This is a genomic window from Sphingomonas sp. Leaf343, from assembly GCF_001423765.1.
Lineage (GTDB): Bacteria > Pseudomonadota > Alphaproteobacteria > Sphingomonadales > Sphingomonadaceae > Sphingomonas.
In genome coordinates, this window is sequence record NZ_LMPG01000010.1 from 273,785 (window position 1) to 287,049 (window position 13,265).

Here is a 13,265-nt window from a genome sequence, read left to right on the forward strand (position 1 = left end):
GAAACCCGTCACTCCGCCGCCTCCGCGAAATCCTGTCCGTGGATCAGTTCGGCCGAGCAGCGCTGCATCGTCGGCGACGCGCGGCAGATCGCATTGGTCAGGTAGAAATCCTTGATCGGATAGCCGTCCATTACGCCGGATGCGGTCGCGTCCAAAGCGGGTGCGCTCCACGCAAAGCTGGCCAGCCCCTCATGCCGCAAAGCCGGCACCGCCGTGTACATCTCCTCGCGCAAGCCCGCGAGGCTGTCGAACGGCAGCTTCGTGCCGACCACTTCGGACAGGGCACGCAGGATGCTCCAGTCCTCGCGCGCGTCGCCCGGTGGGAACACCGCCCGCTCGCCGCGCTGCACGCGCCCTTCGAGGTTGACCCATGTCCCCGACTTCTCGGCATAGGTCGCGCCCGGCAGAACCACGTCCGCGGCCGCCGCACCCTTGTCGCCGTGATGACCGATATAAACCTTGAAGCCACCGAACCGTGAGAAATCGACCTCGTCCGCGCCGAGGAAGAAGGTCAGCTTCGCGTCCGCCACATCGGCGATGCCGCCCTTCTGCGCGTAGCCGAGCATCAGGCCACCCATCCGCGACGCCGCCATGTGCACGACGTTGAAGCCGTTCCAGCCGTCCCGCACGAGGTTCAGCGTGTCGGCCAGCTTCAGCGCCGCACCATGGCCGCCCTTCAGCGCGCCACCGCCGACAATCACCATCGGCGTCTTCGCCTCGCCGAACGCCGTCGTCACCGCGTCGGGCAGGTCGCCCAGCACCGACAGGTCGGCCCCAAGCCACTGCACCTTGTAGGTCAGGTCCGTCTCCGGCCCGACCGCGAACACCTTCGCGCCGCGCTTGATCGCCTTGCGGATGCGCGTGTTCACCAGCGGCGCTTCCCAGCGCAGGTTGGTGCCGACCAGCAGGATCGCGTCCGCCTCTTCGGTGCCCGCGATCGTCGTGTTGAAGTTCACCGCCGCCAGGCTGGACGTGTCATAGTCCATGCCCGTCTGCCGCCCTTCGAGCAGGGTCGAGCCCATCGAGGCGAGCAGCGCCTTCGCCGCGTACATTGTCTCGCAATCGACCAGATCGCCCGCGACCGCCGCGACGCTCGACCCGGCGTCCACCGCCGCGATCGCCGCGAACGCCTCGTCCCACGTCGCCTCGACCAGCTTGCCGGCCCTGCGGACGAACGGCCGGTCAAGACGCCGGCGGACCAGCCCGTCGACGGCGTGGCGCGTCTTGTCCGACGCCCACTCCTCGTTCACGTCCTCGTTGATCCGCGGCACGCAGCGCAGCACCTGACGACCGCGGCTGTCGAGCCGGATGTTGGTGCCGACCGCGTCCATCACGTCGATCGTCAGCGTCCGCCGCAGCTCCCACGGCCGCGCTTCATACGCATAGGGCTTCGACGTCAGCGCCCCGACCGGGCACAGATCGACGACGTTGCCGCTCAGCTCGCTCGTCACCGCCTCTTCGAGGTAGGACGTGATCTGCATGTTCTCGCCGCGATAGATCGCGCCGATCTCCTCGACGCCCGCGACCTCTTCGGCGAAGCGGATGCAGCGCGTGCACTGGATGCAGCGAGTCATGATCGTCTTGACGATCGGCCCCATATATTTCTCGGTGACCGCGCGCTTGTTCTCCTGGAACCGGCTCTGGCCGCGTCCGTACGCGACCGACTGGTCCTGAAGATCGCACTCGCCGCCCTGATCGCAGATCGGGCAATCCAGCGGGTGGTTGATGAGCAGGAATTCCATGATGCCCTCACGGGCATGCTTCACCATCGGCGTGGTGGTGAAGACCTCCTGATTGTCCGCGGCCGGCAGGGCGCACGACGCCTGCGGCTTGGGCGGTCCCGGCTTCACCTCGACGAGGCACATGCGGCAATTGCCGGCGATCGACAGCCGTTCATGATAGCAGAAGCGCGGGATTTCCTTTCCCGCGGCCTCGCACGCCTGCAACACCGTGGCACCCTGAGGCACCTCGACTTCGATCCCGTCGACCTTCAGCTTTGGCATTATTCTGCCGCTTCCTGCATCGGTGCGAGGTCGCCCCCGCGTTCGTTGATCCGCCGCTCCAGTTCAGGGCGGAAATGCTTGATGAGGCCCTGGATCGGCCATGCCGCGGCGTCGCCCAGCGCGCAGATCGAATGGCCCTCGACCTGCTTCGTCACCTGTTGCAGCATGTCGATCTCGCCGATCTCGGCGTCGCCGGTGCGCAGTCGTTCCATCATCCGCCACATCCAGCCGGTGCCTTCGCGGCACGGCGTGCACTGGCCGCAGCTCTCATGCTTGTAGAAATACGAGATGCGGCTGATCGCACGGACGATGTCGGTGGACTTGTCCATGACGATGATCGCCGCGGTGCCGAGCCCCGATCCGACCGCCTTCAGCCCGTCAAAGTCCATCGGCGCGTCCATGATCTGCGCCGCGGGCACCAGCGGCACCGACGATCCGCCGGGGATCACCGCGAGCAGATTGTCCCAGCCGCCACGGATGCCGCCGCAATGTTCCTCGATCAACTGGCGGAAGGGGATGCTCATCGCCTCCTCGACCACGCACGGTTTGTTCACATGGCCGCTGATCTGGAACAGCTTGGTGCCGCGATTATTCTCCGCGCCGAAGCTGGAGAACCACTCCGCGCCACGCCGCAAGATCGTCGGCGCGACCGCGATCGATTCGACGTTGTTGACCGTCGTCGGGCAGCCGTACAGGCCCGCGCCCGCCGGGAACGGCGGCTTGAGGCGCGGCTGGCCCTTCTTGCCCTCCAGCGATTCGAGCATCGCCGTCTCTTCGCCGCAGATATACGCACCCGCGCCGCGGTGCACGAAGACGTCGAAATCGTAACCCGAGCCGCACGCGTTCTTGCCGACCAGCCCGGCCTCGTACGCCTCGGCGACGGCGGCGAACAGGGTCTCCGCCTCGCGGATATACTCGCCGCGGATGTAGATGTACGCCGCTCGCGCGCGCATCGCGAAACCGGCGACCAGTGCCCCCTCGATCAGCTTGTGCGGATCGTGGCGGATGATCTCGCGGTCCTTGCACGAACCGGGTTCGGACTCGTCGGCGTTGATGACGAGGAAGTTGGGGCGGTCCGCCTTCGGCTCCTTCGGCATGAACGACCATTTGGTACCGGTCGGGAAGCCCGCCCCGCCGCGCCCGCGCAGACCCGACGCCTTGACGACATCGATGATCTTGTCCTGCCCAAGCGCCAGCAACGCCTTGGTGTTGTCCCAGTCGCCGCGCGCGCGCGCCGCCTGCAACGTCCAGGGCTGGAAGCCGTAGACGTTCGTGAAGATGCGGTCCTTGTCGGCGAGCATCAGGCCCACTCCCCCCGGTAATCGTGGTTCGCGTCGACCATCTCCCTGAGGGTGGTCGGCCCGCCCGCCGGGCAGCTCGCACGACGACCCGTGGTGGAGCCCGGCGCGGGCGTCTCGCCCTTGGCCAGCGCCTCCAGCACCGCGACGGTGCGGTCGTAATCGAGGTCTTCGTAGTTATCGTCGTTGATCTGCACCATCGGCGCATTGGCGCAGGTGCCCAGACACTCGACCTCTGTGAGCGTGAACAGGCCGTCCGGCGTTGTCCCACCCTTGACCAGGCCGCGGTTCCTGCACGCCGCCAGCACGTCGTCGCTGCCCGCCAGCATGCACGGCGTCGTTCCGCACACCTGCACGTGATAGCGGCCGACCGGCGCAAGATTGAACATCGTGTAGAAGGTCGCGACCTCGTACACGCGCATGTACGGCACGCCGATCTGGCGCGCGACGAACTCGATCACCGGCACCGGCAGCCAGCCCTGCGTGTGCGTCTCCGCCCCGACCTGACGCTGCGCCAGATCGAGCAGCGGGATCGACGCCGACTGCTCGCGTCCGGCCGGATAGCGGCCGAGCACGATCTTCGCCTTTTCGGCATTCTCGTCGTTCCACGCGAACACGCCCCAGCGCGCGCGGGTCTCGGCCTCGTCGGGGATATGAACGGCGTCGGCCATCAGCGGTCACACTCACCAAAAACGATATCCATCGCGCCCAGGATGGCGGTCGTATCCGCCAGCATGTGGCCGCGGCTCATGAAGTCCATCGCCTGCAAATGGCTGAACGCGGTCGGCCGGATCTTGCAGCGGTACGGCTTGTTCGTACCGTCCGACACCAAATACACGCCGAACTCGCCCTTCGGACTCTCCGTCGCGACGTACACTTCGCCCGCGGGCACGTGGTAGCCCTCGGTGTAGAGCTTGAAGTGGTGGATCAGCGCCTCCATCGAGCGCTTCATCTCGCTGCGTTTCGGCGGTACCACCTTGCGGTCGTCGCTGGCGATCGGCCCCTCGGGCATGTCGCGCAGGCACTGGCGCATGATGCGGGCCGACTGGCGGACCTCCTCGACGCGGACCATGAACCGGTCGTAGCAATCGCCGCGCGTACCGACGGGAATGTCGAACTCCATGCGGTCGTACACGTCGTACGGCTGCGACTTGCGCAGGTCCCACGGAATGCCCGCCGCGCGGATCATCGGGCCGGAAAAGCCCCAGGCGATCGCATCCTCGCGGCTGACCGTGGCGATGTCGACGTTGCGCTGCTTGAAGATGCGGTTGTCCGCGACCAGCGAGATTGCATCCTCGAACAACTGCGGCAGGCGCGTGTCGAGCCAGTCGGCGATGTCCGTCAGCAGCTTCAACGGCACGTCCTGATGCACGCCGCCCGGCCGGATGTAGTTGTGGTGCATCCGCGCGCCGGACGCCCGCTCGAAGAAGTTCATGCAGTCTTCGCGGATCTCGAACAGCCACAGATTTGGGGTCATCGCCCCGACGTCCATGACGTGACTGCCGAGGTTCAGCATGTGATTGCAGATGCGGGTCAGCTCGGCGAAGAACACGCGCAGATACTGGGCGCGCACCGGCACTTCCAGATCGAGCAGCTTCTCGATCGCCAGCACGAACGTATGTTCCATGCACATCGGCGAGCAGTAATCGAGCCGGTCGAAATACGGGATCGCCTGCGCGTAGGTCTTGTACTCGATCAGCTTCTCGGTGCCGCGGTGGAGCAGCCCGACATGCGGATCGATCCGCGTCACGATCTCGCCATCCAGCTCCATCACCAGCCGCAGCACGCCGTGCGCGGCCGGGTGCTGAGGCCCGAAGTTGATCGTGTAGTTGCTGATGGTGACGTCGCCACCCTCGCTGAACCCGTCGCCGCCCGACCGCTCGATCGCGGTCGCGTTCAGTACGTCATCGACATAGGGATCGACCGTCGTGGTCGCGGGCGCCAGCCCTGGATCGGCACTCATTGGTTCTGCGCTCCCGGCTTCGAGGGGATCACATCGGGGTCCTTCGGCTTCGGCACGGCATCCGCTTCGGGAGCACCCTTGCCGGTGTCCGCCGTCGAGTCCGCCGTCGTCTTCGCATAGGGTTCGCTCGACGCCTTCGCCGGCTCGCCGCCGGGCTTCGCCGCGTCGGCCTTGGCATCCGCCTTCTGCACCGCATCGGCGCTCACCGGAGTCTGCGCGCCCTTGGCCTGCGGCTGCGCCGCCTTCTCGTCGCCCGGCAGCACGTAGGACGCGCCCTCCCACGGGCTCAGGAAGTCGAAATTGCGGAAATCCTGGGCCAGCGACACCGGCTCGTACACCACCCGCTTCTCCTCCTCGGAGTAGCGAAGCTCGGTATACCCGGTCATCGGGAAGTCCTTGCGCAGCGGATGGCCGCGAAAACCGTAATCGGTCAGGATGCGGCGAAGGTCCTGATTACCCTCGAACAGCACCCCATAAAGGTCGTACACCTCGCGCTCCAGCCAGCCCGCGACGGGCCAGATGCCGGTGACGGACGGGATCGGATGATCCTCGTCGGTCGCGACATGCACCTGCACGCGGTGGTTCCGGGTCAGCGACAACAGGTTGTAGACGACGTCGAACCGCTCGGCGCGGCTCGGATAGTCAACGCCGGCGATCTCCATCAGCTGCTGATATTCCAGCCCCGGGGTATCACGGAGCGCGGTCAGCGCCGGCACCAGCCCGTCGCGATGGACATGCAACTGCACCTCCCCGACGAGTTCGACGGCATGGACCAGCGCGCCGCCGATCGCCTGCGTCGCCAGCTCGATCGTCTCGTCGTTCAGCGCGACGGTATAGACGGGAGCGGGAGCCCTCAACGCTCGATGCTCCCGCTGCGACGGATCTTACGCTGCAACTGCATGATGCCGTACAACAGCGCCTCCGCGGTCGGCGGGCAACCGGGCACATAGATGTCGACCGGCACGATCCGGTCGCAGCCGCGCACGACCGAGTAGCTGTAGTGGTAGTAACCGCCGCCATTGGCGCAGCTACCCATCGAGATGACGTATTTCGGCTCCGACATCTGGTCGTAGACCTTGCGCAGCGCCGGGGCCATCTTGTTGCACAGCGTGCCCGCGACGATCATCACGTCCGACTGGCGCGGCGATGCGCGCGGGGCTGCGCCGAACCGCTCGAGGTCGTAGCGCGGCATGTTGACGTGGATCATCTCCACCGCGCAGCATGCCAGCCCGAACGTCATCCACCAGAGCGAGCCCGTCCGTGCCCACTGGAACAGCTCCTCGGTCGACGTGACGAGGAAACCCTTGTCGGTCAGCTCTCCGTTCAGCCCGTCGAAAAAACCCTGATCGGGCTGGATGATCGACGTACCGGGCTCCGGATTGTTGACGAGGCCGATCGGCCCGGAATGTGCGGTCACTCCCATTCGAGTGCTCCCTTCTTCCATGCATAGGCAAGGCCGAGCGCCAGTTCGCCGATGAAGATCATCATCGAGATCCAGGCGGTCCAGCCGAGCGAAAAAACGCTTACTGCCCAAGGATATAGGAACGCCGCCTCAAGATCGAAGATGATGAACAGGATGGCGATCAGATAAAAACGCACGTCGAACTGGCTGCGCGGATCCTCGAACGCGGGGAAGCCGCACTCATACTCGGACAGCTTCTGTTCGTTGGGCTGATGCGAGCCGGTCAGGCGACCGACCAGCATCGGCAGGAACACGAACGCGCTCGACAGCGCGATCGCCACGCCCAGGAACAGCAGGATGGGAAGATATTGCGACAGGTCGACCAAGGGGCTTCTCGCAGGTGCGAACGGATAAGGCCCGCTTTAGGCCCGCCCGCCGGGGCGGGCAAGGCTGGGAGGGTGTGAGAATAACTCGCAAGAAGCACGCTATGCTGGGAAACACACCTGTGTTGCCCCGCCCGGACGGGTGGATGCCGGGGCCTTACCGTCGTTTCGACAGGGGCCTTACCGTTGCTTCGACAGGGGCCGGACCCTCAGCGCAATGCGCCCGCCACCAGCTTGTGCAGCTTGGAATGCAAACCGTCGTTCGCCGCGAGGAACTCGTTGCGCTCCATCGGCCGGTCGCCACCGCGGAAATCGGTGACGAAGCCGCCCGCTTCCTTCACCAGCAACAGGCCCGCCGCGACGTCCCACGGCTTCAGCCCGGATTCCCAGAACCCGTCATATCGGCCCGCGGCCACCCATGCGAGGTCCAGCGCCGCCGCGCCGAAGCGCCGGATACCCGCCACTTCCGGCGCCACCGCGCCGAAGATGCGGCTCCACTGCGCGAAGTCGCCATGTCCCAGGAACGGGATACCCGTCGCGATCAGCGCCTCCGACAGGTCGCGTCGCGCCGAGACCCGCAGCCGCTGGTCGGTGTGCCACGCGCCCCGGCCCTTCTCGGCCCAGAAGCTCTCGTCGGTCAGCGGCTGATAGACCAGCGCAGTCGTGATCTCGCGCTTGCCGTTCGGCATCGGCTCCTCGACCGCGATCGAGATGCAGAAATGCGGGATGCCGTGCAGGAAGTTGGACGTGCCATCCAGCGGATCGACGATGAAGCGCGGCTTCGACGGATCGCCCGCCACCTCGCCGCGCTCCTCCATCAGGAAGCCCCAGTCGGGTCGTGCGTGGCTCAGTTCCTCATACAGCGTCTGCTCGGCGCGCTGGTCGGCCATCGACACGAAGTCGGCCGGCCCCTTGCGGCTGACCTGCAGATGCTGGACTTCGTTGAAGTCGCGCCGCAGACGCGGCCCCGCCTTGCGGGCGGCGCGCTCGATGACGGTGAATAGACCGGAATGGGAGGGCATCATACTTCCTTCGTCCCTCTCCCTTTGGGAGAGGGAGGGACCCATCGCTCTTCAGCGATGGGAGGGTGAGGACGGCAAGGTCCTCGGCATCAGGCCGCGGGCAAAGCCCGCGTCGTCGGTCGCGCCGCGCGCGCCGGCCGGGCGGCGGAGGGTGCGAACAGCTCCGCTGTCCGTGTCACTCCGCGCGCCGCACGTAGGTCTGCTCGTACACGTCGACCACGATCCGCGTCCCTGCGGCGATATGCGGCGGCACCATGATGCGGACGCCGTTGTCGAGGATCGCGGGCTTGTAGCTGGACGAGGCGGTCTGCCCCTTCACCACCGCGTCCGCCTCGACGATCGTCGCCTCGATCGTCGACGGCAGCTCGACGGAGATCGGCCGCTCGTCGTACAGTTCGAGGACCACGTCCATCCCGTCCTGAAGGAACGCCGCGGCGTCGCCCAGGATGCCGGCGTCGAGCGTGATCTGCTCGTAATTGTCCTTGTCCATGAAGGTTAGCGCCTCGCCGTCCTTGAACAGGAACTGGAAGTCCTTCGTATCCAGCCGCACGCGCTCGACCGTCTCGGCGGAGCGGAAGCGCACGTTGTTCTTGCGCCCGTCGATCAGGTTCTTCAGCTCGACCTGCATATACGCGCCGCCCTTGCCGGGCTGGGTGTGCTGAATCTTCACGGCGCGCCAGATGCCGCCTTCATACTCGATGATATTGCCGGGACGGATGTCCACGCCGCTGATCTTCATGGGATAGACCTACTGGAAAGAGCCTGGAAGCCGTGCCTCCGTACCCCGCGATCTAGCGAGGCGAGCCCGATCCGGCAAGCAGGGGGTAGGGGTTGACGTCCTCGCCCTGCCACCACCGCTCCCCCGCGGCCATGCGCTGGATACCGAAATGGAGGTGATAATTGCCCGGCCCGGCATCGCCCGTATCGCCCACGAACGCGACCGGGTCCCCCGCCCTTACCCGCCGGCCCTCCGCGATGTCGGGAGCGTAGCCCGACAGATGCGCGTAGTAATAGACCCAGCGCCGGTCGGGCGAGCGAACGTACAGCGTCGTGCCGCCCAGCCTGCTCTCGAACAGCTTCTCGACGGTGCCGTCCGCCGCCGCCAGCACGGGTGTGCCGCCCGGCGCCATGATGTCGGTGCCATGATGCCCGCGCGTGCCGCCACCGCGCGCATCGCCGAAGCTGTCGGCGATCGCGCCGCGCGGGACACCCGCGACCGGCACAACCAACCTGCCCGGCTGCCTGCGTCCGAACGGTAAGACCTGTGCGACCCGCTCGCGAACCGTCCGGCCGCCGCCGGACCCGAACGACAGCATCGATCCGAACGCCAGCGTGCCCAGCACGATCAGCGCCAGAACGACCCACCCGACCCGCGACATCCGCGATTACGCCCGGAACACCGCCTTCGTCCCCGGCTTGACCATCACCGACAGCCGCGCCCCATCCCAGTTGGTCAGGCGGATGCAGCCATGGCTTTCGGCGCGCCCGATCGTCTCCGGATTGGGCGTGCCGTGGATGCCGTAATGGTCCTTCGACAGATCCAGCCACACGACGCCGACCGGTCCGTTCGGTCCCGGCGGCAGCAACTCCTTGTCGTCGCCTTTCTTGGCGTCCCAGAACAGCGCCGGGTTGTAGTGAAACTTCGGGTTGTAATCCGCGCCCTTGATCGTCCAGTTGCCCAGCGGCAGCGGATCATGCTCCGACCCCATCGTCGCGGTGAACTGCGCGATCAGTTTGTCGTCCTTGTCCATCACGCGCAGCACGCCGTCGGACTTGTCGACGACGATGTGGTCCGCCTGCGGCTGGTTCGCGTCGACGTTGAGCATGTTCAGCGTCGCGCGCCATTCGTCGGTCAGCTTGGGATCGTACTGGCGGCTGGACGGCAGCGCGTTGGGGAATACGACTTTCGTCCCCACCGTCAGCATCGTCTGCGGCGAATTCAGCGCCATGATGACCGCGGGCGTGGTGTGGAACATCTCCGCCAGCTTCTCCATCGGCGACCGGTAGCCGATCGTCGGCAGCTTCGCCTGGACCGCGTAATCCTTCGGCAGCGGGTCGATGAACGGCCCGGTCAGCGCCGCCCGGCTCAGCGGCAGCGTGACGGTCGGCCGTGCATTGCGGTAGGCCGACAGCGCCTGCACCGTCGCGGCATCGGTCTTGCCCGTCACCGGCAACCCACGCGATTCCTGAAAGCCCTTCAGCGCGTTGACCAGCGCGATGCCGCCGCGCCCGTCCAGCACGCCGGGTCCGAAGCCGAGATGATCGAGGATGACCTGCACCCGTAGGATGTCGAGATCGACCGCGGGATTCGGGGCCGGAGCTTGGGCCGGGGGGGTCTGGGCCGCCGCGGATATCGCTGCGCCGCTAACGAGAACCGCCGCCAAGATCGCCTTCATCATCCCACTCCTGAACCGTTACGCTTGGGGTACGAACGGAACAGGACGCCGGATGTTTCCATGGTCGGCCTGCAAACCACCCTCGTCACGCCCGACCGGCCCGGCATGACGGCGACGAACCTACTACTTGGCCAGAACCTCGGCGAACGCCCGGACCGCAGCCGCCTCGTCCCCGTTCCACACCGATCCGCACACGGCGAGGAAATCCGCCCCCGCCGCGACCAGCGGCGCGGCATTCGCCGGCGTGATGCCGCCGATCGCCACTGAGGGCAGCTCGAACACCGCCGACCACCAGGACAGGATCACCGGTTCCGGGCGATGCTTCACCGCTTTGGTGGTCGTCGGGTAAAAGGCGCCGAACGCGACATAGTCGGCCCCCGCCTCCCCCGCTTCCATCGCCAGATGCCGGCTGTCGTGGCAGGTCACGCCAATCTGCGCGGTCGGCCCCAGCGCATCCCGCGCCTCGCGCGGGTCACCGTCGTCCTGCCCCAGATGCACGCCGTCCGCACCCAGCCGCTTCGCCAGCGCGATCGAATCGTTGACGATGAACGCCACTTCCCGGTCCGCGCATAGCCGTTGCAGCGGCTCGGCCAGCTTCGCCGCGATATGCTGGTCGACGTCCTTCACCCGGAACTGGAACGCCGCCACCGGACCTGCGTCCAGCGCCCGCGCCAGCCGGTCGGGGAAGTCGCCGTCCACCTCCAGCGGCGACACCAGATACAATTGGCACGGCGGCCGGCGCTGGTCGCGGGTGAAGGATACGGCGAAATCGGGGTCGAGCGGGCCGAGAGGATCGTCAGTCATTCCCCGCCCGTACCCGCTCGCCGCGCTCCGCTCCAGTCCGGCCGTCGCTTGTCGCGACTATTCCTCGCCCTTGTAGATCGAGACGATCTTGTCGAGCATCGCCAGCGCCTCGTCGCGCGGCCGCTGGAAAGTGTTGCGACCGATGATCGAGCCGTTGCCACCGCCCGCCAGAATGTCGCGCGCGTCCTGATACACCGCGTCGGATCCCTTGGACGCGCCGCCGGAGAACACGACGATCCGCCGTCCCGCGAAGCTCGACCGGACGACGTGCTTCACCCGGTCCGCCTGCTTCGACCAGTCGGTGCCCTCGTAGCTCTTCACGGCATCCTTCTGCTCGATATGGTCGGTCGGCAACTTCACCTTGATAATGTGCGCGCCGAGCAGCGCCGCCATGTGCGCGGCATAGGCGCCGACATCCAGCGCCAGTTCGCCCGCCTTGGACAGTTCGCCGCCGCGCGGATAGCTCCAGATCACCGTCGCAATGCCGGCCGCCGCGGCCTCCTCGCGCAGGGCCCGGATCTGCTCCATCGCGTCGAAGATCCCGTCCGACCCCGGATAGATGGTGAAGCCGATCGCGGCGCAGCCGAGCCGCAACGCGTCCTCGACGCTGCCCGTCTGCGCCTGCGAGATCGAGGTTGCCCAGCTGTTCGAGCTGTTGACCTTCAGGATCGTCGGGATGCGGCCGGCGAACGTATCCGCCCCCGCCTCCAGCATCCCCAGCGGCGCGGCATAGGCCGACAGCCCCGCATCGATCGCCAGCTGATAGTGGTAATGCGGGTCGTACGCCGCCGGATTGATCGCGAACGACCGCGCCGGGCCGTGTTCGAAGCCCTGATCGACGGGCAGGATCACCAGCTTGCCGGTGCCGCCCAGCTTGCCCTGCATCAGGATGCGGGCGAGGTTCGCCTTCACGGCGGGGCTGGTACCTTCGTATTTGTCGAGGATCGTCTTCACTGCGGGAGTCATGGTCGTTTCCTATCAGCTTGTTTCTAAAGGGTAAGCCAGCGACGTAGTGCCTGATCGACCTGTTCCATCCGGGTTGCGGAGGCATGGCCGATCACTTTGACGATGCGATGACGCTGGACCGAGGTGATGCGATCGACCTGCACCTCGCATTCGACGGTTAGGCCGGTATGTTCCTGCGGAGAGATGGCGACACGGAACAGCGCCTCGCCACCCACGACATCGGTCAACGGACAGAGCGTGATCGTGGCATGCGACTCGTTGAACAACTCGGCCTGAACGACGACACCCGGTCGCGCGCCGGACGCCGCGTCCGGTCCACCGATCAGCACGATTGCGCCGCGGATCAACTCCACGCCGCATCCTCGCGCGCGATGCCGTCCCAGAACGCATAGTCGCCCGCAACGTCGCGCCTCGATGCGCGCAGCGATTGCCGCCGCGCCTCCCGCCGGTACGCCTCGTCGTGCAGGTCGACATACCGGCGAACCGCCTCGCGCGCGATGTCGCTCTTGCTGCGCCCCTGCGTCCGCGCGACCGCGGCGAGCCGTTCCTCCAGTTCCGAGTCGAGCCTGACGCCGAGCACTACGAGCCTCCGTTTAACATGTTAAACATAGCAAGGTTCGCGGATTACCTCAACACACTTCCCGCGCGGTCGGCGCCTCCCTTCCGGACGGCCATGCCGGTGCGGCGAAGATGTCCGATGCGACGGTCCACGAGGAGATGAGTGCTGCCTGTCGCGGCCGTGGCGCAGGCGGCCACGGCGGCTAGCCCGAACGCGGGCACGCCGCCCCGCTGTCGAGCTGACGCTGGTGGGCAGCGGGAAGGTTGGCCCGCCGACCTGCGCGGCCTGGCCATCGTCATCGATCTGCCGGCGACCTGTGTACCGCGTGTCGGGCCGAATTGCCTTTCTTCGAAGGCTGTTACCGCCGACTCCGGTCACACGGCGTGAAAGCTCATCCGCTTCGCCAAGGCGGGGGCATGGGACCTCGCCGACCTGAACGCGATCATCATTCCGCTACTCGACGAACCGC

The 13,265-nt window shown here is 66.6% G+C and carries 15 protein-coding genes; all 15 read right to left on the reverse strand.

The window, feature by feature from the left end:
* Window positions 1-8: 8 nt before the first annotated feature.
* Complete coding sequence (gene nuoG, locus ASG07_RS06545; protein WP_055843619.1) at window positions 9-2,003, reverse strand: NADH-quinone oxidoreductase subunit NuoG; 1,995 nt, start codon at window positions 2,001-2,003, stop codon at window positions 9-11.
* Window positions 2,003-3,304, reverse strand: a complete 1,302-nt coding sequence (nuoF, locus tag ASG07_RS06550) for an NADH-quinone oxidoreductase subunit NuoF (protein WP_055844000.1) — start codon at window positions 3,302-3,304, stop codon at window positions 2,003-2,005. The genes nuoG and nuoF overlap by 1 nt, the downstream gene beginning before the upstream one ends.
* Window positions 3,304-3,972, reverse strand: coding sequence for a complex I 24 kDa subunit family protein (locus ASG07_RS06555; RefSeq protein WP_055843620.1), 669 nt, complete (start codon window positions 3,970-3,972; stop codon window positions 3,304-3,306). Before ASG07_RS06555 ends, nuoF begins: the two co-directional genes overlap by 1 nt.
* The gene (locus tag ASG07_RS06560) at window positions 3,972-5,264 is read right to left on the reverse strand and encodes an NADH-quinone oxidoreductase subunit D (protein ID WP_236694575.1); all 1,293 of its coding nucleotides are present in this window, start codon (window positions 5,262-5,264) and stop codon (window positions 3,972-3,974) included. The genes ASG07_RS06555 and ASG07_RS06560 overlap by 1 nt, the downstream gene beginning before the upstream one ends.
* Window positions 5,261-6,121 (reverse strand): NADH-quinone oxidoreductase subunit C, encoded by an 861-nt coding sequence (locus ASG07_RS06565; RefSeq protein ID WP_055843621.1) that lies wholly within the window; start codon window positions 6,119-6,121, stop codon window positions 5,261-5,263. Before ASG07_RS06565 ends, ASG07_RS06560 begins: the two co-directional genes overlap by 4 nt.
* A complete protein-coding gene (locus tag ASG07_RS06570) occupies window positions 6,118-6,687 on the reverse strand; it encodes a NuoB/complex I 20 kDa subunit family protein (RefSeq protein WP_055843622.1) in 570 nt (189 codons plus the stop codon). Before ASG07_RS06570 ends, ASG07_RS06565 begins: the two co-directional genes overlap by 4 nt.
* Window positions 6,678-7,052 carry an NADH-quinone oxidoreductase subunit A gene (locus ASG07_RS06575; RefSeq protein ID WP_055843623.1) on the reverse strand — a complete coding sequence of 125 codons (375 nt, stop codon included), beginning with the start codon at window positions 7,050-7,052 and terminating at the stop codon, window positions 6,678-6,680. Before ASG07_RS06575 ends, ASG07_RS06570 begins: the two co-directional genes overlap by 10 nt.
* Window positions 7,053-7,258: 206 nt before the next feature.
* On the reverse strand, window positions 7,259-8,071 hold the full coding sequence (locus ASG07_RS06580) for an inositol monophosphatase family protein (RefSeq protein WP_055844002.1): 813 nt from the start codon (window positions 8,069-8,071) through the stop codon (window positions 7,259-7,261).
* Window positions 8,072-8,246: 175 nt separating this feature from the next.
* Window positions 8,247-8,810, reverse strand: a complete 564-nt coding sequence (gene efp / locus ASG07_RS06585; RefSeq protein WP_055843624.1) for an elongation factor P — start codon at window positions 8,808-8,810, stop codon at window positions 8,247-8,249.
* A gap of 52 nt (window positions 8,811-8,862) precedes the next feature.
* Window positions 8,863-9,450 (reverse strand): M23 family metallopeptidase, encoded by a 588-nt coding sequence (locus tag ASG07_RS06590; RefSeq protein WP_055843625.1) that lies wholly within the window; start codon window positions 9,448-9,450, stop codon window positions 8,863-8,865.
* A gap of 6 nt (window positions 9,451-9,456) precedes the next feature.
* The gene (locus ASG07_RS06595) at window positions 9,457-10,467 is read right to left on the reverse strand and encodes a L,D-transpeptidase family protein (RefSeq protein ID WP_055844003.1); all 1,011 of its coding nucleotides are present in this window, start codon (window positions 10,465-10,467) and stop codon (window positions 9,457-9,459) included.
* A 123-nt stretch (window positions 10,468-10,590) separates the two neighbouring features.
* Window positions 10,591-11,271, reverse strand: a complete 681-nt coding sequence (gene thiE / locus ASG07_RS06600) for a thiamine phosphate synthase (protein WP_055843626.1) — start codon at window positions 11,269-11,271, stop codon at window positions 10,591-10,593.
* 57 nt (window positions 11,272-11,328) lie between these two features.
* The gene (locus ASG07_RS06605) at window positions 11,329-12,237 is read right to left on the reverse strand and encodes a class I fructose-bisphosphate aldolase (protein WP_055843627.1); all 909 of its coding nucleotides are present in this window, start codon (window positions 12,235-12,237) and stop codon (window positions 11,329-11,331) included.
* A 23-nt stretch (window positions 12,238-12,260) separates the two neighbouring features.
* A complete protein-coding gene (locus tag ASG07_RS06610; protein WP_236694576.1) occupies window positions 12,261-12,590 on the reverse strand; it encodes a type II toxin-antitoxin system PemK/MazF family toxin in 330 nt (109 codons plus the stop codon).
* Window positions 12,581-12,817 carry a type II toxin-antitoxin system RelB family antitoxin gene (gene relB, locus ASG07_RS06615; protein WP_055843628.1) on the reverse strand — a complete coding sequence of 79 codons (237 nt, stop codon included), beginning with the start codon at window positions 12,815-12,817 and terminating at the stop codon, window positions 12,581-12,583. The genes ASG07_RS06610 and relB overlap by 10 nt, the downstream gene beginning before the upstream one ends.
* Window positions 12,818-13,265 lie beyond the last annotated feature (448 nt).

Bases quoted from the DNA above. Each gene is read 5' to 3' on its own strand.
- ASG07_RS06555 (WP_055843620.1), bottom strand. From the start codon at position 3,972: ATGGCCGACGCCGTTCATATCCCCGACGAGGCCGAGACCCGCGCGCGC.
- ASG07_RS06570 (WP_055843622.1), bottom strand. From the start codon at position 6,687: ATGGGAGTGACCGCACATTCCGGGCCGATCGGCCTCGTCAACAATCCG.
- thiE (WP_055843626.1), bottom strand. From the start codon at position 11,271: ATGACTGACGATCCTCTCGGCCCGCTCGACCCCGATTTCGCCGTATCC.
- efp (WP_055843624.1), bottom strand. From the start codon at position 8,810: ATGAAGATCAGCGGCGTGGACATCCGTCCCGGCAATATCATCGAGTAT.
- ASG07_RS06605 (WP_055843627.1), bottom strand. From the start codon at position 12,237: ATGACTCCCGCAGTGAAGACGATCCTCGACAAATACGAAGGTACCAGC.
- nuoF (WP_055844000.1), bottom strand. From the start codon at position 3,304: ATGCTCGCCGACAAGGACCGCATCTTCACGAACGTCTACGGCTTCCAG.
- ASG07_RS06590 (WP_055843625.1), bottom strand. From the start codon at position 9,450: ATGTCGCGGGTCGGGTGGGTCGTTCTGGCGCTGATCGTGCTGGGCACG.
- nuoG (WP_055843619.1), bottom strand. From the start codon at position 2,003: ATGCCAAAGCTGAAGGTCGACGGGATCGAAGTCGAGGTGCCTCAGGGT.
- ASG07_RS06580 (WP_055844002.1), bottom strand. From the start codon at position 8,071: ATGCCCTCCCATTCCGGTCTATTCACCGTCATCGAGCGCGCCGCCCGC.
- ASG07_RS06595 (WP_055844003.1), bottom strand. From the start codon at position 10,467: ATGAAGGCGATCTTGGCGGCGGTTCTCGTTAGCGGCGCAGCGATATCC.
- ASG07_RS06560 (WP_236694575.1), bottom strand. From the start codon at position 5,264: ATGAGTGCCGATCCAGGGCTGGCGCCCGCGACCACGACGGTCGATCCC.